At 63.8% G+C, this 21,145-nt stretch carries 18 protein-coding genes; 13 read left to right on the top strand and 5 right to left on the bottom strand.

Annotated elements, in window-relative coordinates:
- Positions 1–20: 20 nt before the first annotated feature.
- On the bottom strand, positions 21–1,070 hold the full coding sequence (locus NKI17_RS15315) for an aldo/keto reductase (RefSeq protein ID WP_352906257.1): 1,050 nt from the start codon (positions 1,068–1,070) through the stop codon (positions 21–23).
- A gap of 110 nt (positions 1,071–1,180) precedes the next feature.
- On the bottom strand, positions 1,181–1,843 hold the full coding sequence (locus tag NKI17_RS15310) for a YggS family pyridoxal phosphate-dependent enzyme (RefSeq protein WP_023678106.1): 663 nt from the start codon (positions 1,841–1,843) through the stop codon (positions 1,181–1,183).
- Positions 1,844–1,989: 146 nt separating this feature from the next.
- Between NKI17_RS15310 and leuS the strand changes: the two genes are divergently transcribed.
- Positions 1,990–4,614, top strand: coding sequence for a leucine--tRNA ligase (leuS, locus tag NKI17_RS15305; RefSeq protein ID WP_352906256.1), 2,625 nt, complete (start codon positions 1,990–1,992; stop codon positions 4,612–4,614).
- Entirely contained in the window at positions 4,601–5,182 is a 582-nt protein-coding gene (locus NKI17_RS15300; protein WP_352826639.1) for an LPS assembly lipoprotein LptE, read from the top strand. Before leuS ends, NKI17_RS15300 begins: the two co-directional genes overlap by 14 nt.
- 70 nt (positions 5,183–5,252) lie before the next feature.
- Here the strand turns inward: NKI17_RS15300 and fsa are convergent, their stop codons facing one another.
- Positions 5,253–5,906: a fructose-6-phosphate aldolase gene (gene fsa / locus NKI17_RS15295; RefSeq protein WP_023678103.1), complete on the bottom strand. Its 654-nt coding sequence runs from the start codon at positions 5,904–5,906 to the stop codon at positions 5,253–5,255.
- A 90-nt stretch (positions 5,907–5,996) separates the two neighbouring features.
- On the opposite strand from fsa, the gene NKI17_RS15290 reads away from it, so the two are divergent.
- The 8 genes from NKI17_RS15290 (at position 5,997) to lepB (ending at position 15,160) form a co-directional block, all read left to right on the top strand.
- Positions 5,997–8,180, top strand: coding sequence for a primosomal protein N' (locus NKI17_RS15290; RefSeq protein ID WP_023678102.1), 2,184 nt, complete (start codon positions 5,997–5,999; stop codon positions 8,178–8,180).
- Between the two features lie 108 nt (positions 8,181–8,288).
- Entirely contained in the window at positions 8,289–8,684 is a 396-nt protein-coding gene (locus NKI17_RS15285) for an AGROH133_08824 family phage infection protein (RefSeq protein ID WP_023678101.1), read from the top strand.
- 246 nt (positions 8,685–8,930) lie between these two features.
- Positions 8,931–9,491 (top strand): F0F1 ATP synthase subunit delta, encoded by a 561-nt coding sequence (locus NKI17_RS15280; protein ID WP_023678100.1) that lies wholly within the window; start codon positions 8,931–8,933, stop codon positions 9,489–9,491.
- Positions 9,491–11,020: a F0F1 ATP synthase subunit alpha gene (gene atpA, locus NKI17_RS15275; protein WP_023678099.1), complete on the top strand. Its 1,530-nt coding sequence runs from the start codon at positions 9,491–9,493 to the stop codon at positions 11,018–11,020. The genes NKI17_RS15280 and atpA overlap by 1 nt, the downstream gene beginning before the upstream one ends.
- A 28-nt stretch (positions 11,021–11,048) precedes the next feature.
- Positions 11,049–11,933 carry a F0F1 ATP synthase subunit gamma gene (locus tag NKI17_RS15270; protein WP_023678098.1) on the top strand — a complete coding sequence of 295 codons (885 nt, stop codon included), beginning with the start codon at positions 11,049–11,051 and terminating at the stop codon, positions 11,931–11,933.
- 67 nt (positions 11,934–12,000) lie between these two features.
- Positions 12,001–13,566: a F0F1 ATP synthase subunit beta gene (atpD, locus tag NKI17_RS15265; RefSeq protein ID WP_023678097.1), complete on the top strand. Its 1,566-nt coding sequence runs from the start codon at positions 12,001–12,003 to the stop codon at positions 13,564–13,566.
- 118 nt (positions 13,567–13,684) lie between these two features.
- Complete coding sequence (locus NKI17_RS15260) at positions 13,685–14,092, top strand: F0F1 ATP synthase subunit epsilon (protein WP_023678096.1); 408 nt, start codon at positions 13,685–13,687, stop codon at positions 14,090–14,092.
- A 90-nt stretch (positions 14,093–14,182) separates the two neighbouring features.
- Positions 14,183–15,160, top strand: coding sequence for a signal peptidase I (gene lepB, locus NKI17_RS15255; RefSeq protein ID WP_502894512.1), 978 nt, complete (start codon positions 14,183–14,185; stop codon positions 15,158–15,160).
- Between the two features lies 1 nt (position 15,161).
- On the opposite strand, the gene uxuA is transcribed toward lepB, so the two are convergent.
- Together uxuA and NKI17_RS15245 are read right to left on the bottom strand one after the other, a co-directional pair.
- Entirely contained in the window at positions 15,162–16,340 is a 1,179-nt protein-coding gene (gene uxuA / locus NKI17_RS15250) for a mannonate dehydratase (protein WP_352569527.1), read from the bottom strand.
- The gene (locus NKI17_RS15245; protein WP_352906255.1) at positions 16,337–17,911 is read right to left on the bottom strand and encodes a mannitol dehydrogenase family protein; all 1,575 of its coding nucleotides are present in this window, start codon (positions 17,909–17,911) and stop codon (positions 16,337–16,339) included. The genes uxuA and NKI17_RS15245 overlap by 4 nt, the downstream gene beginning before the upstream one ends.
- Before the next feature lie 175 nt (positions 17,912–18,086).
- On the opposite strand from NKI17_RS15245, the gene uxaC reads away from it, so the two are divergent.
- From uxaC to NKI17_RS15230, 3 genes are all read left to right on the top strand, one after another.
- Positions 18,087–19,496, top strand: a complete 1,410-nt coding sequence (gene uxaC / locus NKI17_RS15240; RefSeq protein WP_352621449.1) for a glucuronate isomerase — start codon at positions 18,087–18,089, stop codon at positions 19,494–19,496.
- A gap of 37 nt (positions 19,497–19,533) precedes the next feature.
- Positions 19,534–20,511: a TRAP transporter substrate-binding protein gene (locus tag NKI17_RS15235; RefSeq protein WP_023678091.1), complete on the top strand. Its 978-nt coding sequence runs from the start codon at positions 19,534–19,536 to the stop codon at positions 20,509–20,511.
- 103 nt (positions 20,512–20,614) lie between these two features.
- Complete coding sequence (locus NKI17_RS15230; protein WP_023719697.1) at positions 20,615–21,142, top strand: TRAP transporter small permease; 528 nt, start codon at positions 20,615–20,617, stop codon at positions 21,140–21,142.
- The last annotated feature ends 3 nt before the right edge of the window (positions 21,143–21,145 follow it).

The raw sequence follows: 21,145 nt of genomic DNA, 5'->3' as shown, positions 1-21,145 counted from the left end.
CGAATCGAAGGTAAATTGAACTACTTGTTCGGCACAAAGGGCGCCGGACGCCGGCCGGCCGCCTGACGCTCCAGCATCCAGCCGGGGTATTCGGCGGGCAGGGCACTGACTTCGTCGAGGCGAACAAGATCATCGGCATCGAGTTTCAACTCGGTGGCTGCAAGGTTCTGTTCCAGCTGCTCCATGCGGCTGGCGCCGATGATGACGCTCATCACGAATGGCTTGGCCAGGACATAGCCGAGCGCCACCGTGGCGACGCTGACGCCGTGCTTGACGGCGATCTCGCGCATGACGGCGACTGCTGCCCAGGCACGGTCCTCATTGACCGGCGGGAAATTGAAGCTGGCGCGGCGGCCCTCGCCATTGCCGGGGGCGCCCGGTCCGTATTTGCCGGAGAGCAGGCCGCCAGCCATCGGCGACCAGACCATCAGCCCGAGCTTCTCCTCGTTGAGCAGCGGCACGATTTCGCGCTCGAGATCGCGGCCGGCGATCGAGTAGTACGACTGCACGGTCTCGAAGCGGGCAAAGCCTTTGCGCTCCGCAATACCCAGCGCCTTGGCGATGCGCCAGGCCTGCCAGTTCGAGACGCCGACATAGCGGACCTTGCCGGCGGCAACCAGGTCGTCGAGCGCCCGCAGCGTTTCGTCGATCGGCGTCACCGTGTCGGTGCCATGCAGTTGGTAGAGATCGATGTGATCGAGCTGCAGCCGCTCAAGGCTGCCTTCGACCGAATCCATGATGTGGCCGCGCGAGGAACCACGCTGGTTCGGGCCCCCGCCCATGGCGCCATGGACCTTGGTGGCGATGATCACGTCCTGTCGGTTGACGCCAAGATTCCTGAGCGACTGGCCGAGAAGCCGTTCCGAGGCGCCGAAGGAATAGACATCCGCCGTGTCGAAGAAATTGACGCCGGCGGCGAGCGAGCGGGCAACGATCTCGTCGACGCCCTTCTGGTCGAGGCTGGCGATCAGGCCCCATTGGGCATTCTCGCCGGCCGCGCCGAACGTCATCGTGCCGAGGCAAAGTTCGGAGACGAACATCCCCGTATTTCCAAGTTGATTGTAACGCATGGGTGGCTCCAGACGGGTTGAGAATAACTCGACCCATATAGGAACGAAACGTTCCGTTTCTATACGCTGGCGCAGTCAATGTCAGCCTGTGGCCTAAGGCCGGCTGCGCCTCATCTGGCGCCGAAAATTGCCGATCCAACCCTGACACTGGTCGCGCCGAAGGCGATCGCGGTTTCGTAGTCGCCGGACATGCCCATGGAGAGCTTGTCGACGCCGGCCTCAAGCCCAAGCTTTTCCAGCAGCGCGAAATGCGGACCGGGGTTCTCGTCGGCCGGCGGAATGCACATCAGCCCTTCGATGGCGAGGGCGTGAACCGAGCGGCAGCGGGCCACGAAGGCGACAGCCTCGCGCGGCTCGATGCCGGCCTTTTGCGGCTCGGAGCCGGTGTTGACCTGGACATAGAGCCTTGGTGACCGGCCTTGCCTGGCGATCTCCTTGGCCAGCTCTGCGGCGATCTTTTCACGGTCGACGGTTTCGATGACATCGAACAATGCCACCGCTTCCTTGGCCTTGTTCGATTGCAGCGGACCGATCAGATGCAGCTCGATGTCGGAAAATGCCTCCTTCAGCACCGGCCATTTCGCTTGTGCTTCCTGGACGCGGTTTTCGCCGAAGACGCGCTGGCCGGCCTCGATAATCGGGCGGATATCGGCGGCGTCGAAGGTTTTCGAGACTGCGACCAGCGTCACCGCTCCGGCCTCACGGCCTGCCTCGCGCTCGGCGGCAGCGATCCTTGCCTTGACCGTGAAAAGCTGTTCGACGGCGCTCGCCATGCCTATATCCTGCCTGTGTTTGGCTTTTCGCCGGATCGCCGCAGTTGACGGGTCCGGCAATCCATGGTGAACACCGCGACGACATTTCCTGAGCCGCCCGGGCATTGTCCGGCGGCTCGCGCATGCTTTTAAGTGAAAAACACCCGATGGCAACCGAACGATACAATCCGCGCGCGTCAGAGCCCAAATGGCAGAACGCCTGGGACGCCAAGAAGCTGTTCGAAGCCGACAATGACGACCCGCGCCCGAAATACTACGTGCTGGAGATGTTCCCGTATCCGTCGGGGCGCATCCATATCGGCCATACCCGCAACTATACGATGGGCGACGTGGTGGCGCGCTACAAGCGGGCCAAGGGTTTCAACGTGCTGCACCCGATGGGCTGGGACGCCTTTGGCATGCCAGCCGAAAACGCGGCGATGCAGAACAAGGTCCATCCCAAGGACTGGACCTATCAGAACATCGCCGCCATGCGCGAGCAGCTCAAGGTCATGGGCCTGTCGCTCGATTGGGCCCGCGAGTTCGCCACCTGCGACGTCGACTACTATCACCGCCAGCAGATGCTGTTCCTCGATTTCGTCGAGAAGGGGCTGGTGACGCGCAAATCCTCCAAGGTCAACTGGGATCCGGAGGACATGACGGTGCTTGCCAACGAGCAGGTCATCGACGGACGCGGCTGGCGCTCAGGCGCGCTGGTGGAACAGCGCGAGCTGACGCAGTGGTTCTTCAAGATCACCGATTACGCGCAGGATCTGCTGGATTCGCTCGACCAACTCGACGACTGGCCGGAAAAAGTGAAGCTGATGCAGGCGAACTGGATCGGCCGTTCGGAAGGGCTGCTGATCCGCTGGCCGCTGGCCAAGCCAGTCGCCGGCGAGCATGAGCTCGAAGTCTATACGACCAGGCCCGACACCATCTTCGGCGCGTCCTTCATGGCGATTGCGGCCGACCATCCGCTGGCCAAAAAGGCCGCCGAGGACAATCCGGCGCTGGCAAAGTTCATCGACGAAGTCCGCCATATGGGCACTTCGGCGGCGGCATTGGAGACGGCCGAGAAGAAGGGTTTCGATACCGGCATTCGCGTTGTCCATCCGTTCGACGAGAGGTGGACGCTGCCCGTCTACGTCGCCAATTTCGTGCTGATGGACTATGGCACCGGCGCCATCTTCGGCTGCCCGGCACATGACCAGCGCGACCTCGACTTCGCCAACAGATACGGCCTTCCGGTCATTCCGGTGGTGATGCCGGAAGGCGAGAATCAAGGAAGCTTCCAGGTCATCGACGAGGCTTATGTCGATGATGGCGCGATGATCAATTCGCGCTTCCTCGACGGCATGAAGCCGGATCAGGCATTCGACGAGGTGGCGAAGCTGCTGGAACAAAGGACCATCGGCAACCGGCCGATGGCCGAGCGCAAGGTGAATTTCCGCCTGCGCGACTGGGGCATTTCGCGCCAGCGCTATTGGGGCTGCCCGATCCCGATGATCCATTGCGAGGATTGCGGCGTGGTGCCGGTGCCGAAGGCCGACCTGCCGGTCAAGCTGCCGGACGACATCGAGTTCGACCGGCCGGGCAATCCGCTCGATCGCCATCCGACATGGCGGCACGTCAAATGCCCGCGTTGCGGCAAGGATGCGCGGCGCGAAACCGACACGATGGACACATTTGTCGATTCTTCTTGGTATTTCGCTCGCTTCACCGCGCCGTGGGCAAACGATCCGACCGATCCCAAGGCCGCGACTGAATGGCTGCCGGTCGACCAGTATATTGGCGGTATTGAGCATGCGATCCTGCATTTGCTCTATTCGCGCTTTTTCACCCGCGCCATGCGCGAGACCGGCCATGTCGATCTCGCCGAGCCGTTCAGGGGCCTGTTCACGCAAGGCATGGTGGTGCACGAGACCTATCGGGTTGGCGGCGCCTCGAACGGCCGCTGGCTTGCGCCAAGCGAGGTCAGGCTGGAAGACGCCGACGGCAAGCGCCGCGCCTTCGAACTCGCCACTGGCGAAGAGGCGGTGATCGGTCCGCTCGAAAAAATGTCGAAGTCGAAGAAGAATACGGTGAGTCCGGAAGAGATCACCGACGGCTACGGCGCCGATACGGCGCGCTGGTTCATGCTGTCGGACTCGCCGCCCGAGCGCGATGTCGAATGGACCGACGAGGGTGCGGCCGGCGCGCATCGCTTCATCCAGCGCATCTGGCGCCTGGTGTCGACGGCTGCCGAATCGCTCGCCGGAGTCCGGCCAGAGGCGGCGAAGGACGGCGAGGCCGGGACAGTGTCCAAGGCCGCGCACAAGATCTTGAAGTCGGTCGGCGAGGATATCGAAAAGCTCGCGTTCAACCGCGCCATCGCCCGCATCTACGAGCTCGCCAATGCCTTGACCGTACCGCTCAACGAGGCGGCAGAGGGCAAGGCCGGTCCGGCGCTGCAAGCGGCCTGCCGTGAGGCCGTCGAGATCCTGGTGCACCTGATCGCGCCGGTCATGCCGCATCTGGCCGAGGAGTGCTGGCAGACGCTCGGCGGCACCGACCTTGTCGCCGAACGGCCCTGGCCGGACTACGATCCCTCGCTTGTCGTCGACGCCGAGATCGTGCTGCCCGTCCAGGTCAACGGCAAGAAGCGCGGCGATTTGACAATTGCCCGCGACGCGGACCAAGGTGCGGTCGAAAAAGCGGTTCTGGCCCTCGACTTCGTGCAGAAAGCGCTCGAAGGTAAGGCGCCGCGCAAGGTGATCATAGTGCCGCAGAGGATCGTCAATGTCGTTGCCTGATCCGCGAAAGACAGAGCTGACGCTGCGCCGTATCGTGCTTTACGGGCTGCTCGCCTCGGTGGCGCTGGTTTCCGCCTGCACGGTGCGGCCGCTCTATTCGAGCGCGCCGCTGATCGCCGGCTCGCAGGTCGGCGCCGCTGCCGAGCTGGCATCGATCTCGGTCAAGCCGGTCAAGACCCGCTACGCCCAGCAGGTCCGCAACAATTTGATCTTCGCGCTCGGCCAGGGCGCCGGCGAGCCGGCTTCGCCGGTCTATTCGCTTGATCTCGGCGTCTCCGAACTCGTCGAATCGGCGGCAATCGAGCAGGTCACGACCGACGAAGACGAGCCGACCGCCGGCACTGTGACGCTGACTGCCAACTATGTGCTCAGCGATGCCAAGACGGGCACGGTCATAGCGAGGGGCAAGCGCTCGATTCCGTCGTCATACGACAGGCCGCGCCAGGAATTCGCGTCATACCGGGCCCAGATCGACGCCGAGAACCGTGCGGCGCGCGAGCTGGCAGATGTGCTGCGGCTGTCGATTGCCCAGGATCTGATCAAGCACGGCAAGCCGGCGGCAAGCTAGGTCTTTCCAGAGTGCGCAATCTGCAAAAAAGGCCGATTGCTCGGCTTTTTTTGTTCGTAGGATAGTCGCTTCAGCCGATCTTCTGCCCGGTCTTTGCCCAGTCGGCGAGGAACAGTTCCAGGCCCTTGTCGGTCAGCGGGTGCTTGACCAGCGCCTTGAGCGTCGCCGGCGGCGCGGTGATGACATCGGCACCGATCAGCGCCGCCTGCTTGACATGGTTCACGGTACGCACCGAAGCGGTCAGGATTTCAGTCTGGAAGTCATAATTGTCGTAGATGGTGCGGATATCGGCAATCAGCTCCATGCCGTCCCAGCCGCTATCGTCGATGCGGCCGACGAAGGGCGAGATGAAGGAGGCGCCGGCCTTGGCGGCGAGCAGCGCCTGGGTGGCCGAGAAGCACAGCGTGACGTTGACCATGCGGCCGTCCGACCGGATGTCCTTGCAGGCTCTCAGGCCGTCGAGCGTCAGCGGCACCTTGATGCAGACATTGTCGGCGATCCTGGCCAGGATCTTGGCCTCCGCCATCATGTCCTTGTATTCGGTGGCGACGACTTCGGCCGAGACTGGGCCCTTGACGATCTCGCAGATCTCTCTTGTGACGTCGGCGATCTTGCCGCCGGATTTCAGGATCAGCGACGGATTGGTGGTTACGCCGTCGAGCAGCCCCAAATCGTTCAGCTCGCGGATTTCCTTGACATCGGCGGTGTCGACAAAAAATTTCATGGCGGTCTCCTGAAGATTTTTCATGTGCACGTCATGCACATTTGGGGTCGGACTTTGATCTAGACCAAAGTCGGGGCAAGGTCACGCCTCATGATCGAAGATTCGCCCTTTGTCGCGGCCGCACCGGTGCTGGTGCCGATGCCCGCCGAGCGCCCCTACACCTATGCCGTGCCGGCTGGCATGCGCGTGGTGCCGGGCTCGATCGTGCGCGTTCCGCTTGGGCCCCGCCAGGTCGCCGGCATCGTCTGGGACGGCGCCGTCGAAAAGGTCGACGCGAAGAAATTGCGGCCGATCGAGCAGGTTTTCGACTGCCCGCCGATCGACCGCGCGATGCGGCGTTTTGTCGATTGGGTGGCGCAGTACACGCTGTCGCCGCCCGGCATGGTGGCGCGCATGCTGCTCAGGGCGCCGGAGGCGTTCGACCCGGAGCCGTGGATCGAAGGGCTGCAGCGCACGTTCGCCAAGCCCGACCGGATGACGGAGGCGAGGACGCGCGTGCTGGAGACGGCCGAAGGCGGACTTGCCTGGACGCGATCCGGCCTGGCGCATGCGGCAGGCGTGTCGTCGACGGTGGTGGACGGGCTGCGGGTGCAGGGCGTATTCCAGACGGTGATGATCCCGCCGCGGCCGGTGGTCGCAGCACCCGATCCCGGCTACGCCGTGCCTTCACTGATGCCCGACCAGAGCGATGCCGCCGAGACGCTGCGCGCCAATGTCGCGACCGGTACATTCGGCGTCACCCTGCTCGACGGTGTAACCGGATCCGGCAAGACGGAGGTCTATTTCGAGGCGGTCGCGGCCGCGCTCGATCGCGGCAAGCAGGTGCTGATCCTGCTGCCGGAAATCGCGCTGACCCACGCCTTCCTCGAACGCTTCCAGGAGCGGTTCGGCGCCAAGCCGGCGGAGTGGCACTCGGACCTGCCGCCAAGGATGCGCGAAAAGGTCTGGCGGCAGGTAGCGGAAGGCGGCGTGCGGGTCGTCGCAGGCGCGCGCTCGGCGCTGTTCCTGCCATTCAGGGAGCTTGGACTGATCGTCGTCGACGAAGAGCACGATCCCGCCTACAAGCAGGAGGATCGCGTCTTTTACAACGCGCGCGACATGGCCGTGGTGCGCAGCCATATCGGCGGCTTTCCGGTCGTGCTCGCCTCGGCGACACCGTCGGTCGAAAGCCGGGTCAATGCCAGCCAGGGCCGCTACAGCAGGGCGGTGCTTTCGGCGCGCTTTGCCGAGGCGGCACTTCCCGATCTCAAGACGATCGACATGCGCCGCGCGCCGCCGGCACGCGGCGGCTTCCTGTCGCCTGTACTGCTCGGCCATATACGGCAGACGCTGGAAAGAAAGGAACAGTCGCTGCTGTTCCTCAACCGGCGCGGCTATGCGCCGCTGACGCTCTGCCGGGTCTGCGGCCACCGCTTCGGCTGTCCGGTCTGCTCGGCCTGGCTGGTCGAGCACCGCTTTCGCGGCCAGCTCGTCTGCCACCACTGCGGGCACAATGAACGCCGGCCCGAAGCCTGTCCGGAATGCGGCACGCTCGATCATCTGGTCGCCTGCGGGCCAGGCGTCGAGCGCATCGCCGAGGAGGTCGTCGCGCATTTCCCCGATGCCCGCACCATCGTCTTGTCGTCCGACCTGATGGGCGGCGTGCGGCGGCTGCGGCTCGAGCTTGAAGCCATCGCCAATGGCGAGGCCGACATCGTCATCGGCACACAACTCGTCGCCAAGGGCCATAATTTCCCCAACATGACGCTGGTCGGTGTGGTCGATGCCGATCTCGGCCTTGCCAATGGCGACCCGCGCGCCGCCGAGCGCACCTTCCAACTGCTCAGCCAGGTGACCGGCCGCGCCGGCCGCACCGGCAAGAAAAGCCTCGGCCTGCTGCAGACCTTCCAACCCGACCACCCGGTGATGCGCGCGATCGTCTCAGGCGATGCCGAGGCCTTCTACGAGCGCGAGATCGCCGAGCGTGAGCGGGCGGGGCTGCCGCCCTTCGGCAGGCTCGCCGGCGTCATCGTCAGCGCGGCGACACGGGCCGAAGCCGAAGGGCACGCCCGTGGCCTGCGTCGCGCCGCGCCGCAGGCCAGCGACCTGTTCGTGCTCGGCCCGGCCGAGGCGCCGCTGTCGTTGATCGGCGGCCGCCATCGCTTTCGCCTGCTGATCCAGGGCGAACGGCGCGCCGACATGCAAGGGTTCATTCGCACCATGCTGGCCGAGGGACCGAAGATAAGGGGCTCGGTGCGAGTCCAGGTCGACATCGACCCGCAGAGCTTTTTGTGAAGGGGCTCAGAGGACAGGCTTCCGTAAATTGCCGATGCCCATCTGGCGTATGTCTCTTGCTTCGTTAGAATGCCCGAAATTTTGAATATCCATTTACGAGGGGACAACATGGAATTTGCGTTTCCGTGGCCGATGAGCCAGGGCGAGTGGCTGGCATGGTCGAGCGCCGTGGTGACCTTGCTGTTCGGCCTGCTGCTGTTCCTGGCGCCAGGATTGGCCTTCCGGATCCTGCGGCTGCAGGTCAGACCGGAGAAGGCAGCGGCGATCGCCGAGGGGCGCGGCCGGATGTCGGGCTTCTATCTCGGCCTCAGCCTGTGCTGCATCCTCCTGGCGCAGCCGCTGCTCTATATGGCGCTCGGCTTCTCCTGGCTGTTCACCGCCTTCGGCCGGCTGCTGTCGATGATGTCGGACGGCGCCAACACGCCGTTCAACTGGGCATCCATCGTCGTCGAGCTGGTGCTGGCGGCGCTGCCTCTGGCCTTCGCCTTCGGCTTTTTGCCCTGAATCAGGGATCAATCCGGGGTTGGTTGCTGAACTCGGCCGGCGGATGCGACAATAGTGCCTGAAAACCATGCCGGACGACGCATTGCGGTCTGAAAATGCCTGTGCTAGACGGCAATCGACTTTCGACCGGGGATAGCGGAAGCCGCGCCTCCGTGCTTGGAAAAATGCAGTAAGGTCAAAGATTTAGCCAGAGTTTTTGCTCGCGCCAACAATCTGCGGCCTGTCAGACAAGAGAAAAGACGGTCCGTGGCCCAATCGTCATCGCCAATCTCAGGTGTCGCAGAACGCTATGCGGGTTCGCTGTTCGAACTCGCGCTGCAGGCCAATTCGGTCGCCAGCGTCGAGGCCGACCTCAATAGGTTCGAAACGATGCTCGAAGGCAGCGCTGACCTTTCGCGGCTGATCAGGAGCCCTGTCTTCTCCAGCGAGGACCAGGCCAAGGCGATCGCCGCGATCGCCGACAAAGCGGGGATCACCGGCCTCACCGGCAATTTCCTGCGCGTCGTTGCCCAGAATCGCCGGCTATTTGCCGTGCCCGGCATGATCAAGGCGTTCCGCCAGATCGCCGCCGAACACCGCGGCGAGACCGCCGCCGAGGTTACCTCGGCGCATGCGCTGACGCCTGCCCAGGAAACCGAGCTGAAGGCAGCGCTGAAAAGTGTCGCCGGCAAGGATGTGGCGATCACGGTCACCGTCGATCCGTCGCTGCTCGGCGGACTGGTGGTCAAGATCGGCTCGCGCCAGATCGATACGTCGCTCAAAACCAAACTCAATTCGCTCAAGCTTGCACTGAAAGAGGTCGGCTGATGGACATCCGCGCCGCGGAAATTTCCGCAATTCTGAAAGACCAGATCAAGAATTTCGGCAAGGAGGCCGAGGTCTCCGAAGTCGGCCAGGTGCTGTCCGTCGGTGACGGTATCGCCCGCGTCTACGGCCTCGACAATGTCCAGGCCGGCGAGATGGTCGAGTTCCCCGGCGGCATCCGCGGCATGGCGCTCAACCTCGAAGCCGACAATGTCGGCGTTGTCATCTTCGGCGCCGACCGCGACATCAAGGAAGGCGACACCGTCAAGCGCACCGGCGCCATCGTCGATGCGCCCGTCGGCATGGGCCTGCTCGGCCGCGTCGTCGACGCGCTCGGCAACCCGATTGATGGCAAAGGCCCGATCCAGGCCACCGAACGCAAGCGCGTCGACGTCAAAGCGCCCGGCATCATCCCGCGCAAATCGGTGAACGAGCCGATGTCGACCGGCCTCAAGGCCATCGACGCGCTGATCCCGGTCGGCCGCGGCCAGCGCGAACTGGTCATCGGCGACCGCCAGACCGGCAAGACCGCGATCATCCTCGACACCATGCTCAACCAGAAATCGGTGCACGACAACGGCCCTGAGAAGGAAAAGCTGTACTGCGTCTATGTCGCCGTCGGCCAGAAGCGCTCGACGGTGGCGCAGTTCGTCAAGGTCCTGGAAGAGCGCGGCGCGCTCGACTATTCGATCATCGTCGCCGCGACCGCCTCCGATCCGGCGCCAATGCAGTTCCTGGCGCCGTTCACCGCCTGCACCATGGGCGAATATTTCCGTGACAACGGCATGCACGCGCTGATCAGCTACGACGACCTGTCGAAGCAGGCCGTCGCCTATCGCCAGATGTCGCTGCTGCTGCGCCGTCCGCCGGGCCGCGAAGCCTATCCCGGCGACGTTTTCTACCTGCACTCGCGCCTGCTCGAGCGCGCCGCCAAGCTCAATGACGAAAACGGCGGTGGGTCGCTGACGGCGCTGCCGATCATCGAAACGCAGGCCAACGACGTGTCGGCCTATATCCCGACCAACGTCATCTCGATCACCGACGGCCAGATCTTCCTGGAAACCAATCTGTTCTTCCAGGGCGTGCGCCCGGCGGTCAATGTCGGCCTTTCGGTGTCGCGCGTCGGCTCCTCGGCGCAGATCAAGGCGATGAAGCAGGTTGCCGGGTCGATCAAGGGCGAGCTCGCGCAGTACCGCGAAATGGCTGCTTTCGCGCAGTTCGGCTCCGATCTCGACGCCGCCACGCAACGCCTGCTCAACCGCGGCTCGCGTCTGACCGAGCTGTTGAAGCAGCCGCAATTCTCGCCGCTCAAAGTCGAGGAGCAGGTCGCGGTGATCTTCGCCGGCGTCAACGGCTATCTCGACAAGCTGGCGGTCAACCAGGTCGGCAAGTTCGAGCATGGTCTGCTGTCGCATATGCGCTCGGCCGGCAAGGACGTGCTCGACGGCATCCGCAAGGAGAAGGCGCTGTCCGACGATCTGCGCGCCAGGCTGAAGGCAGAAATCGACGCCTTCGCCAAGACCTTTGCTTGAGCAGGACGGACGGGATCAGGTTTGAAGCATGCCTTCGTTAAAAGACCTTCGTAACCGTATCGCCTCGGTCAAGGCGACGCAGAAGATCACCAAGGCGATGCAGATGGTCGCCGCGGCGAAGCTGCGTCGCGCGCAGGAAGCGGCGGAAGCGGCGCGTCCCTATTCGGAGCGCATGGGCGCGGTGCTGGCCAATATCACCCAGGCGATCGGCGGCGGCGGCGATGCCCCGGCGCTGATGACCGGCACCGGCAAGGACGACGTGCATCTGCTTGTCGTCTGCACGGCCGAACGCGGTCTGTGCGGCGGTTTCAATTCGCAGATCGCCCGCTTTGCCCGCGACCACATCCGCAAGCTTCTGGCCGACGGCAAGCAGGTCAAGATCATCTGCGTCGGCAAGAAGGGGTTCGACATATTGCGCCGCGACTACGGGGCGCTGATCATCGAGCGTGTCGACCTGCGCGAGGTCAAGACGCTGGGCTTCGTCAATGCCGATGCCATCGCCAAGAAGGTGATCCACCTGTTCAACGAAGGCGGCTTCGACATCTGCACGCTGTTCTATTCGCAGTTCAAGTCGGTGATCAGCCAGATCCCGACGGCGCAGCAAATTGTCCCGGCTGGCGCGCCTGCGGCTGGCGCGGAAGTGAAGGACGGCGGCAGCGCCGTCTACGAATACGAGCCGGAGCCGGGCGAGATCCTCTCCGATCTCATCCCACGCAACATTTCCGTGCAGGTTTTTCGCGCGCTGCTCGAGAATGCTGCCGGCGAGATGGGCGCCAAGATGAGCGCCATGGACAATGCGACGCGCAACGCCGGCGACATGATCAACAAATTGTCGATCACCTACAACCGCCAGCGGCAGGCGCAGATCACCAAGGAATTGATCGAAATCATTTCGGGCGCCGAGGCGCTCTAGGCACGCCCACAAGGAGGTCATCGACCTCAAGCGTGTGAGAAACAAAGAGACGAAAAGGGTAAAGACGATGGCGAAAGCAGCGACCCCGAAGACGGCAGCCCCTAAGGCCGCGGCACCAGCGAAGGCTCCGGCAGCAGCAAAGGCCGCTCCGGCCAAGAAGGCGGCAGCAACCAAGGCCGCCGCTGTGAATACGCCGGCCGCCACCATCAAGAAAACCGGCCTGGCAGGCAAGGTTCGCCAGGTCATCGGCGCCGTTGTCGACGTCCAGTTTGGCGAACATCTGCCGGCGATCCTGAACGCGCTTGAGACGATCAACGTCGGCAATCGCCTGGTGCTAGAGGTGGCCCAGCATCTCGGCGAAAACACCGTGCGCTGCATCGCCATGGACTCGACCGAAGGTCTGGTCCGCGGCCAGGACGTCTATGACACCGGTGCACCGATTACCGTGCCGGTCGGCCCGGGCATGCTCGGCCGCATCATCAACGTCATCGGCGAGCCGGTCGACGAGGCAGGCCCGGTCGACGGCATCGAGATGCGCTCGATCCACCAGCCGGCGCCGACCTATGTCGAGCAGTCGACGGAAGCGCAGATCCTGGTCACCGGCATCAAGGTGCTCGACCTGCTGGCCCCCTATGCCCGCGGCGGCAAGATCGGCCTGTTCGGCGGCGCCGGCGTCGGCAAAACGGTGCTGATCCAGGAACTGATCAACAACGTCGCCAAGGCGCATGGCGGCTTCTCGGTGTTCGCCGGCGTCGGCGAGCGCACCCGCGAAGGCAACGACCTCTATCACGAGTTCATCGAGTCCGGCGTCAACAAGAAGGGCGGCGGCGAAGGCTCCAAGGCCGCGCTCGTCTATGGCCAGATGAACGAGCCGCCGGGCGCCCGCGCCCGCGTCGGCCTGACCGGCTTGACGGTTGCCGAATATTTCCGCGACCAGGGCCAGGACGTGCTGTTCTTCGTAGACAACATCTTCCGCTTCACGCAGGCGGGCTCGGAAGTGTCGGCGCTGCTCGGCCGCATTCCTTCGGCCGTGGGCTACCAGCCGACGCTGGCTACCGACATGGGCGCGCTGCAGGAGCGTATCACCACGACGACCAAGGGTTCGATCACCTCGGTGCAGGCGATCTATGTGCCGGCCGACGACCTGACCGACCCGGCACCGGCGACCTCGTTCGCCCACCTCGACGCGACGACCGTGCTCAACCGCGCGATTTCGGAAAAGGGCATCTATCCGGCCGTCGATCCGCTCGATTCGACCTCGCGCATGCTCGACCCGATGGTTGTCGGCGAAGAGCATTACCAGGTCGCCCGCCAGGTGCAGTCGATCCTTCAGCGTTACAAGTCGCTGCAGGACATCATCGCCATCCTGGGCATGGACGAGCTGTCGGAAGAGGATAAGCAGACCGTGGCCCGCGCCCGCAAGATCGAGCGCTTCCTGTCGCAACCCTTCTTCGTCGCCGAAGTGTTCACCGGCGCACCGGGCAAGCTGGTCGACCTCGCCGACACCATCAAGGGCTTCAAGGGCCTTTGCAACGGCGATTACGACCATCTGCCGGAGGCCGCCTTCTACATGGTCGGCGGCATCGAGGAAGCGGTCGAGAAGGCACAGCGCCTGGCCGCCGAAGCGGCCTGATGGTGAATGGTCAATAGTGAATTGTGAATGGGGAGTAGCGGATAGGAAATCGGGGCTGAGTGAAGGTCATTCTTTCTGACCGTTCACCATTCACCATTCACCAGTCGCTAAACTGATCATGCCTGAAGCTTTCAAATTCGAACTGGTCTCGCCGGAGCGCCTCTTGGTTTCCGAGCAGGTCGAATCCGTCGTCATTCCGGGCGCCGAAGGCGAGATGACTGTCATGGCGCATCACGCGCCGGTCATGACCACAATCAAGCCGGGCGTCGTTACGCTGAAGACCGCGCAAGGCAAGGAAGAGCGCTATGTGGTGTTCGGCGGCTTTGCCGACATCGTTCCGGCCGGCTGCACGCTTCTGGCGGAATCGGCGGTAGCCGTCGGCGACATCGACCGCGCCGACCTTGCCCGCCGCATCCAGGAGGCCAGGGAAGACGCCGCCGACGCCAAGGACGACCAGACCCGCAGCAAGGCCGAGCAGTTCCTCAACCAGCTTACGACGCTTGAAGGTGCGCTGTTGCCGGCGTGAGTTCCGGTCAAATGACTAACTGAAAAAGCGGGCTTGCCCCGCTTTTTTGTTTGGTGGACAGTCTGGCTGCCTTGGCGTGGGGGGTGGCCGATGACAGAACAAGCAGTGCAACAAGAAACTATCTCGCGATCCAGATGGTCGACGGCCCTGGTTTCGGCCTTTGGCGGCCCGTTTGGCGGGTTCCTCTGGATCGGCAGCGGCAAACTGGCGGTCGCCAGCCTGGTGGTGATCAGCGTCGTCGTTTTCGCGCTTATTTACATTGGCTTTCCGGTATTGCCTGGCGTCGATCTTGCTTGGTGGGCCAATTTTTCAGGGATCGGTTTGATGGCCCTGTGGGCAGCGATCGTTGTTCCCTTCGCGCACCGGTTCAAGCCGGACAGATGGTACGCGCGTGGGCTTTCGGTGCTGGTGCTCGTCTTTCTGACCTCGTATCCGGCTGCATTCGCAATACGCGCGTTCCTGCTCCAGCCTTTTTCGATTCCCTCCAGCAGCATGGTGCCGACGTTGCAGGAAGGCGACTATCTCTTCGTCTCCAAAATGGCATACGGCTACAGCCGCTACAGCGTGCCGTTCAACTTGCTTCCCGTTGATGGACGTATATTCGGCGCGGAACCCAAAAGGGGAGATGTGGTTGTCTTCAAGTTCCCGCCCGATCCGAGCGTGGACTACATCCAGCGGATTGTCGGCCTTCCCGGCGAGAAGATCCAGATCATCGACGGGGTGCTTCACATCAACGATGTCGCGGTGGGACTCGACGATATTGGTACTTTTTCGTCCGACGAGTTCTCGAGAGCCAAGCTCCAAAGCGAAACCTTGCCGGGGGGTGTCACCCATTCCGTTCTCAACCTCACCGACAACTCGATCGGCGACAATACGCGCGTGTTTGAGGTGCCCGCAGGCCACTACTTCGTGCTTGGCGACAACCGCGACAATGCCTCCGACAGCCGGTTCAGTGTCGCGTTTGTTCCCTATGAAAATCTGGTCGGCAAGGCCCTGCGGCTGTTCTGGAATTCCAAAGGTACCGATTATTCGTCTCGACAGACGCTGAACGGCCAGGCGAGCAAGTAGCTCAAACTGTCAGTGCCTCTACTGCGCGCATGACGCCGCGCAGTTCGGCGAGGCCCTTCAGGCGGCCGATGCAGGAATAGCCGGGGTTCACCTTCTTGCCGATGTCGTCGATGATGGCGTGGCCATGGTCGGGACGCATCGGCACCTGCCAGTCCGCCCTGCCGGCTGCCTTGCGCCGCCGCTCTTCGCCAATCAGCGCCGACACGACCGCCACCATGTCGGTGTCGCCGTCGAGGTGCTCGGCTTCGTGGAAAGAGCCGTCTGGCTCCTTGGTGACGTTGCGCAGATGGGCGAAATGGATGTTTTCGGCGAAGGCCTTTGCCATTGCCGGCAGATCGTTCTGCGCGCCCGCGCCATAGGAGCCGGTGCACAGTGTCAGCCCGTTTGCCGGCGAAGCGACGGCGTCGAGCAGCGCGCGGGCATCGGCTGCCTTGGAAACGATTCGCGGCAGGCCGAACAGCGAAAAAGGCGGATCGTCGGGGTGGATCGCCATCCTGAGGCCGGCCTCTTCGGCCACCGGCACGATCTCGCGCAGGAAGGCAAACAGGTTTTCGCGCAGGCCTTCGGTGGAGACGTCCTTGTAGAGGTCGAGGGCGCGGCGGAAGCTTGCCCGATCGAAGATGAATTCGCGCGCCGGGACCCAGCCGATCAGGTTGCGCTCCAGCCTTGCCTTGTCGCTGTCGCTCATCCCTTGCAGTCGCACACGCGCGGCCTCGACGCGGGCCGGTGGGTGATCGGCCTCCGCCCCTTCTCGCTCAAGGATGAAGACGTCATAGGCGCAGAGCTCGACGACATCGAAGCGCAGCGCCGTGCCGCCATGCGGCATCGGGTAATCGAGGTCCGTCCGCGTCCAGTCGGTGATCGCCATGAAATTATAGCAGACGGTGTTGATACCGGCGGCGGCGACGGCGCGGATCGAGGCCTTGTAATTGTCGATCAGGCTGCGCCAGTCGCCGCTGCGGGTCTTGATGTCCTCATGCACGACGATGCTCTCGACCACGTCCCAGGTCAGCCCTGCTGCCTCGATCTCGGCCTTGCGCCTGGCGATCTCGTCTGCCGGCCAGGCGCGGCCGTCGTTGAGGTGGTGCAGCGCGCTGACGATGCCGACGGCGCCGGCCTGACGGACATGGGCAAGCGTCACCGGATCGTCCGGCCCGAACCAGCGCCAGGTCTGTCTCATGGCTTCTCACTCCCTATGCCAAGCGCCGCCAAAGCTGCGGCAGTGCCGCCCCGCCGCAGGCGCTCGAGATGGGCTGCCGTCAGATCGATCAGTGTCATGCGGTGGGAATGGTCCTTGGCGAAGCCGGCGAGATCGAATATCGCTGTCACCGTCTCATCAGCCGGCCGGCTGCCGAGCGCCGTAAGCCGAGCGTCGATCGGGTCGGTAAAATGGGCTTCCGGCAAGGTTTTGCCGCGCGCCTCGCAAGCGGCGATCCAGGCCGCCACCACCAGCATGAGATGCGCGGGCGGGTCACCGGCGCCCAGTCGATCGAGGGCCGAGGCGACGATGCGCTGCGGCAGCTTCTGGCTGCCGTCATTGGCGATCTGCGCCGTGCGATGGGCGAGCGCCGTGTTCGAATAGCGTTCGGCGAGCTGGGCCGTGTAGCCGGCCGTATCGAGCCCGGCGTCCTGCGGCAGCGTCGGGATCGCCTCGGCCCATAGTCCGTCGACGAATTGCCGGATCGCCGGATCGGCAAAGGCGCGGTCGACCGTGTCGTAGCCGCTGAGCAGGCCGAGATAGGCGATTGCCGAATGCGAGCCGTTGAGCAGCCGCAGCTTCATGTCCTCGAAGGGCCCGACGTCGCCGACCATGGTGACGCCGAACTTTTCCCAGGCCGGCCTGCCAGCCGGGAAATCGTCTTCGACCACCCATTGGCAGAACGGCTCGGTCATCACCGGCCAGGCATCCTCGACGCCGAGCTCGACGGCGATACGCGCCCGGTCGGCGTCGGTAGTCGCCGGCACGATACGGTCGACCATGCTCGACGGAAACGCGACGCCGTCGGCGATGTGTGCGGCGAGCCTGGCATCGCCTGAAGTGGCGAGCCTGGCATCGCCTGAAGTGGCGAGCCTGGCATCGCCTGAAGTGGCGAGCCTGGCATCGCCTGAAGTGGCGAGCCTGGAATCGCGCAGCGCGGCGAATTCGACCAGCAGGCGGTGCAGCGTGGCGCCATTGGCCGGAAGGTTGTCGCAGCAGAGCACGGTGAAAGGCTGGATGCCGGCGGCACGGCGGCGCGACAGCGCTTCGGTGAGAAAACCATGCGCCGTCCGTGGCATTTGCGGGCTAGCCAAATCATGGACGATGTCCGGATGGGTGCTGTCCAAACCGCCGCCGGCTGCTCTCAGATAAGCCTTTTCGGTGATCGTGAGCGTGACGATGCGGGTGCGCTGATCGGTCAGGGCGGCGAGCACCGCAGCCGGATCTTCCGGCGCCACCAGCAGCGACAGGATCGAGCCGACGACGCGCAGCTCTTCGCCGATGCTGCTCCTGATCGCCAGCGTGTAGAGGCCATCCTGCGGCGCCAGTGCGTCGCGCGTGTCAGGACTGCGCAAGGACACGCCGACAATGCCCCAGTCCGCCTCGCCCGCCGCCAGGCAGTCGTCGACATAGGCCGCCTGGTGGGCGCGATGGAAGGCACCGACGCCGAGATGGACGATGCCAGGTGCGACGCCGCCGCGGTCGTAGCGCGGAATCGCGACCGAAGCCGGCAGTGCCTTCAGCGTGCTGTTGGAAAGGCGTCTATTGGTCATTGCGCCACGTGTCTGATCGAGATTGTTGGGTCACTGCTGTCAGGCGGCGTAACACCCGATGCCGTCACGCACAATGGGCAATGGCCGACGAAAAGTCATCATACAACAACCCAGTTTTTGTATGTTGACATTATTTCTTTCCAACCCTACCGATGTCCGGATTGGGAGGATTTGCGTGGCCGCATTGACGGATCCGGATTTGCTGTTTGCCGCCGAGGCGCGCCCGCGTTCGCTGGCCCGTGATCTCTACGCCGCGGTCAAGGACCTGCCGATCGTCAGCCCGCACGGCCACACCGATCCGCGCTGGTATGCGCTCAACGAGGCGTTTCCCGATCCGGCGCAGTTGCTGATCGTGCCGGACCACTACATTTTCCGCATGCTGTTCAGCCAGGGCGTTCGGCTTGAGGAGCTTGGTGTGCCGACGCTTGACGGCTCGCCGGTGGAAACCGACGGCAGAACGATCTGGCGGTGCTTCGCCGAGCATTATTACCTGTTCCGCGGCACGCCGACCCGGCTGTGGTTCGACCATGTGCTTGCCCATCTGTTCGGCATCGACGAGCCGCTGACGGCCGCAACCGCCGACCGCCATTACGATATGATCTCGACCTTGCTGCAGTGGGAGAATTTTCGCCCGCGAGCGCTGTTCGAGCGCTTCAACATTGAAGTCATCGCGACGACCGAAGGCGCGCTCGACGATCTCAGATGGCACCAGATGATCCGCGACAGCGGCTGGGAGGGCCGCGTCATCACCGCCTATCGGCCGGATGCGATCGTCGATCCCGACTTCGAAGGGTTCTCGGCCAATCTCGACCGGCTTGGCGAGATCACCGGGTGCGATACCGGCAATTGGACCGGCTATCTCGAGGCGCACCGCCAGCGGCGCGCCTTCTTCAAGAGTTTCGGCGCGACTTCCTCCGATCACGGCCATCCTACGGCCGAAACCGCCAATCTCTCGGATGCCGCCGCGCAGGAGCTGTTCAACCGCATCCGCCGGGGCTCGGACGACGAGCGCGAGCGAAAACTGTTTCGCGCCCAGATGCTGACCGAGATGGCCAAGATGAGCCGCGACGACGGGCTGGTCCTGCAGATCCATCCCGGCTCCTGGCGCAATCATTCGCCTTCTATCTTTCACAGGTTCGGCAGGGACAAAGGCTTCGACATTCCGATCCGAACCGATTATGTGACGGCGCTGAAGCCGCTGCTCGACTGCGTCGGGCTGGAGCGCGACCTCACCATCATCCTCTTCACGCTCGACGAGACCAGCTATGCGCGCGAGCTGGCGCCGCTCGCCGGCGTCTACCCGGCATTGAAGCTCGGCCCGGCCTGGTGGTTCCACGACAGCCCCGAAGGCATGCGCCGGTTCCGTGAGATGACCACCGAAACGGCCGGTTTCTACAACACCGTCGGTTTCAACGACGACACCCGCGCCTTTCCATCCATACCGGCCCGCCATGATGTGGCGCGCCGGGTCGATTGCGCATATCTGGCGCGTCTCGTCGCCGAGCATCGGCTCGGCGAGGACGAGGCGCACGAGCTGGCGCAGGAACTTGCCTATACGCTCGCGAAAAAGGCGTACCGGCTCTAACGGCGCTTGCCGCCATCGTTCAAACGGGAGGAAACCAATGCTGCATTTTTCAAGACTGGCGGGAGCTACGCTACTTGCCGCCGCACTGCTGGCCGGATCGGCAAGCGCCCAGACGGTCCTGCGCTCGTCCGACACCCACCCGGACGGCTATCCGACGGTCGAGGCGGTCAAATATTTCGGCGAGCTGGTGAAGGAGCGCACGGCCGGCCGCTATGTGGTCGAGATCTATCCTTCCGCGCAACTCGGCGAGGAAAAGGACACGATCGAGCAGGTGCGTACCGGCGTGATCGATCTCAACCGCGTCTCGATGGCGCCGTTCAACGGGCTCATCCCGGAGACCACCGTGCCCTCGCTGCCCTACATCTTCCGTTCGGAAGAGCATATGCACAAGGTCATGGACGGGGCGATCGGCGACCAGATCGCGGCGGCGTTCGACCAGGTCGGGCTGGTGCTGCTCGCCTTTTACGACGGCGGCTCGCGCTCCTTCTACAATTCGAAGAAGCCGATCAACACTGTAGCCGACATGGCCGGGATGAAGTTCCGCGTCATCCAGTCCGACATCTTCGTCGACATGGTGGCGGCACTCGGCGCCAACGCGACGCCGATGCCGTATGGCGAGGTGTATTCGGCGATCGAGACCGGAGTGATCGACGGCGCGGAGAACAATTTTCCGAGCTACGACACCGCCAAGCATGCGGAAGTCGCCAAGTACTATTCGCTCGACGAGCACACGATGGTGCCGGAAGCCTTCGTCATGGCGAAGTCGAGCTGGGACAAGCTGACGCCGGAAGACCAGGCGATCTTCAAGGCGGCCGCCAAGGAAAGCGTCGCCAAGCAGCGCGAGCTGTGGACCGCCAAGGTCAAGGAATCGCGCGCCAAGGTCGAGGCGGCCGGTTCGCAGATCACGACGCCGGACAAGCAGCCCTTCATCGACGCGATGGGGCCGGTCTACGAGAAGCACGTCAAGGACGACAAGCTGAAGGCGATGGTCGAAGCCATCAAGGCCGTGCAGTGATCAACCGGCGGCGCGGACATTCCGTGCCGCCATCCTCCTGGGGAGACAACCGGTGACTTCCAGCCCAAAACCAACACCGCTCCTGTCCGGCGTCGCGCAAGTGATGTCGCGCGTCAGCACGGCGGCGCTGTCGATCGCCGGCATCGGGCTGGTGCTGATGACCGCGTTCGTCGCCTGGCAGGTGTTCGGCCGCTATGTTCTGAACCGCTCGCCGAGCTGGACCGAGCCCGGCTCGGTGATGCTGATGAGCTGGTTCATTTTCCTCGGCGCTGCCGTCGGTGTGCGCGAGAACTACCATCTTGGCTTCGACGTACTGCTCTACGTGCTGCCGAAAGGCGGCAAGCGCTGGCTGCGGATGATTTCGGATCTTGTCGCGCTCGCCTTCGGCATCGGCATGATCTGGTATGGCAGCCAGCTGGTCGCATTGACCTGGGGCTCCGTCTTGCCGTCACTCGGCATATCGGGGGGCTGGGACTATGTCCCGCTTGTCGCGGGAGGCGCGCTCATCGTGCTCTTCACGCTGGAGCGCATCGTGCTTCGCCTCTCCGGCGCGCCGATCGACGATGCCCTCGATGAACTGCCGCCGGCCGAAGTCGCGGCCGAACTCGACACCGCCAACGTGAAGGTCTGACGC

Origin of the sequence: Mesorhizobium sp. M0816, from assembly GCF_040320005.1 — a bacterium.
GTDB lineage: Bacteria > Pseudomonadota > Alphaproteobacteria > Rhizobiales > Rhizobiaceae > Mesorhizobium.
Note: the sequence above shows the minus strand (reverse complement) of the source record. Positions and strands in the feature narration are given on the sequence as shown.

Coding starts and splice junctions, on each gene's coding strand:
- NKI17_RS15315 (WP_352906257.1), bottom strand. CDS start 1,070: ATGCGTTACAATCAACTTGGAAATACGGGGATGTTCGTCTCCGAACTT.
- NKI17_RS15310 (WP_023678106.1), bottom strand. CDS start 1,843: ATGGCGAGCGCCGTCGAACAGCTTTTCACGGTCAAGGCAAGGATCGCT.
- leuS (WP_352906256.1), top strand. CDS start 1,990: ATGGCAACCGAACGATACAATCCGCGCGCGTCAGAGCCCAAATGGCAG.
- NKI17_RS15300 (WP_352826639.1), top strand. CDS start 4,601: ATGTCGTTGCCTGATCCGCGAAAGACAGAGCTGACGCTGCGCCGTATC.
- fsa (WP_023678103.1), bottom strand. CDS start 5,906: ATGAAATTTTTTGTCGACACCGCCGATGTCAAGGAAATCCGCGAGCTG.
- NKI17_RS15290 (WP_023678102.1), top strand. CDS start 5,997: ATGATCGAAGATTCGCCCTTTGTCGCGGCCGCACCGGTGCTGGTGCCG.
- NKI17_RS15285 (WP_023678101.1), top strand. CDS start 8,289: ATGGAATTTGCGTTTCCGTGGCCGATGAGCCAGGGCGAGTGGCTGGCA.
- atpA (WP_023678099.1), top strand. CDS start 9,491: ATGGACATCCGCGCCGCGGAAATTTCCGCAATTCTGAAAGACCAGATC.
- NKI17_RS15270 (WP_023678098.1), top strand. CDS start 11,049: ATGCCTTCGTTAAAAGACCTTCGTAACCGTATCGCCTCGGTCAAGGCG.
- atpD (WP_023678097.1), top strand. CDS start 12,001: ATGGCGAAAGCAGCGACCCCGAAGACGGCAGCCCCTAAGGCCGCGGCA.
- NKI17_RS15260 (WP_023678096.1), top strand. CDS start 13,685: ATGCCTGAAGCTTTCAAATTCGAACTGGTCTCGCCGGAGCGCCTCTTG.
- lepB (WP_502894512.1), top strand. CDS start 14,183: ATGACAGAACAAGCAGTGCAACAAGAAACTATCTCGCGATCCAGATGG.
- uxuA (WP_352569527.1), bottom strand. CDS start 16,340: ATGAGACAGACCTGGCGCTGGTTCGGGCCGGACGATCCGGTGACGCTT.
- NKI17_RS15245 (WP_352906255.1), bottom strand. CDS start 17,911: ATGACCAATAGACGCCTTTCCAACAGCACGCTGAAGGCACTGCCGGCT.
- NKI17_RS15235 (WP_023678091.1), top strand. CDS start 19,534: ATGCTGCATTTTTCAAGACTGGCGGGAGCTACGCTACTTGCCGCCGCA.
- NKI17_RS15230 (WP_023719697.1), top strand. CDS start 20,615: ATGTCGCGCGTCAGCACGGCGGCGCTGTCGATCGCCGGCATCGGGCTG.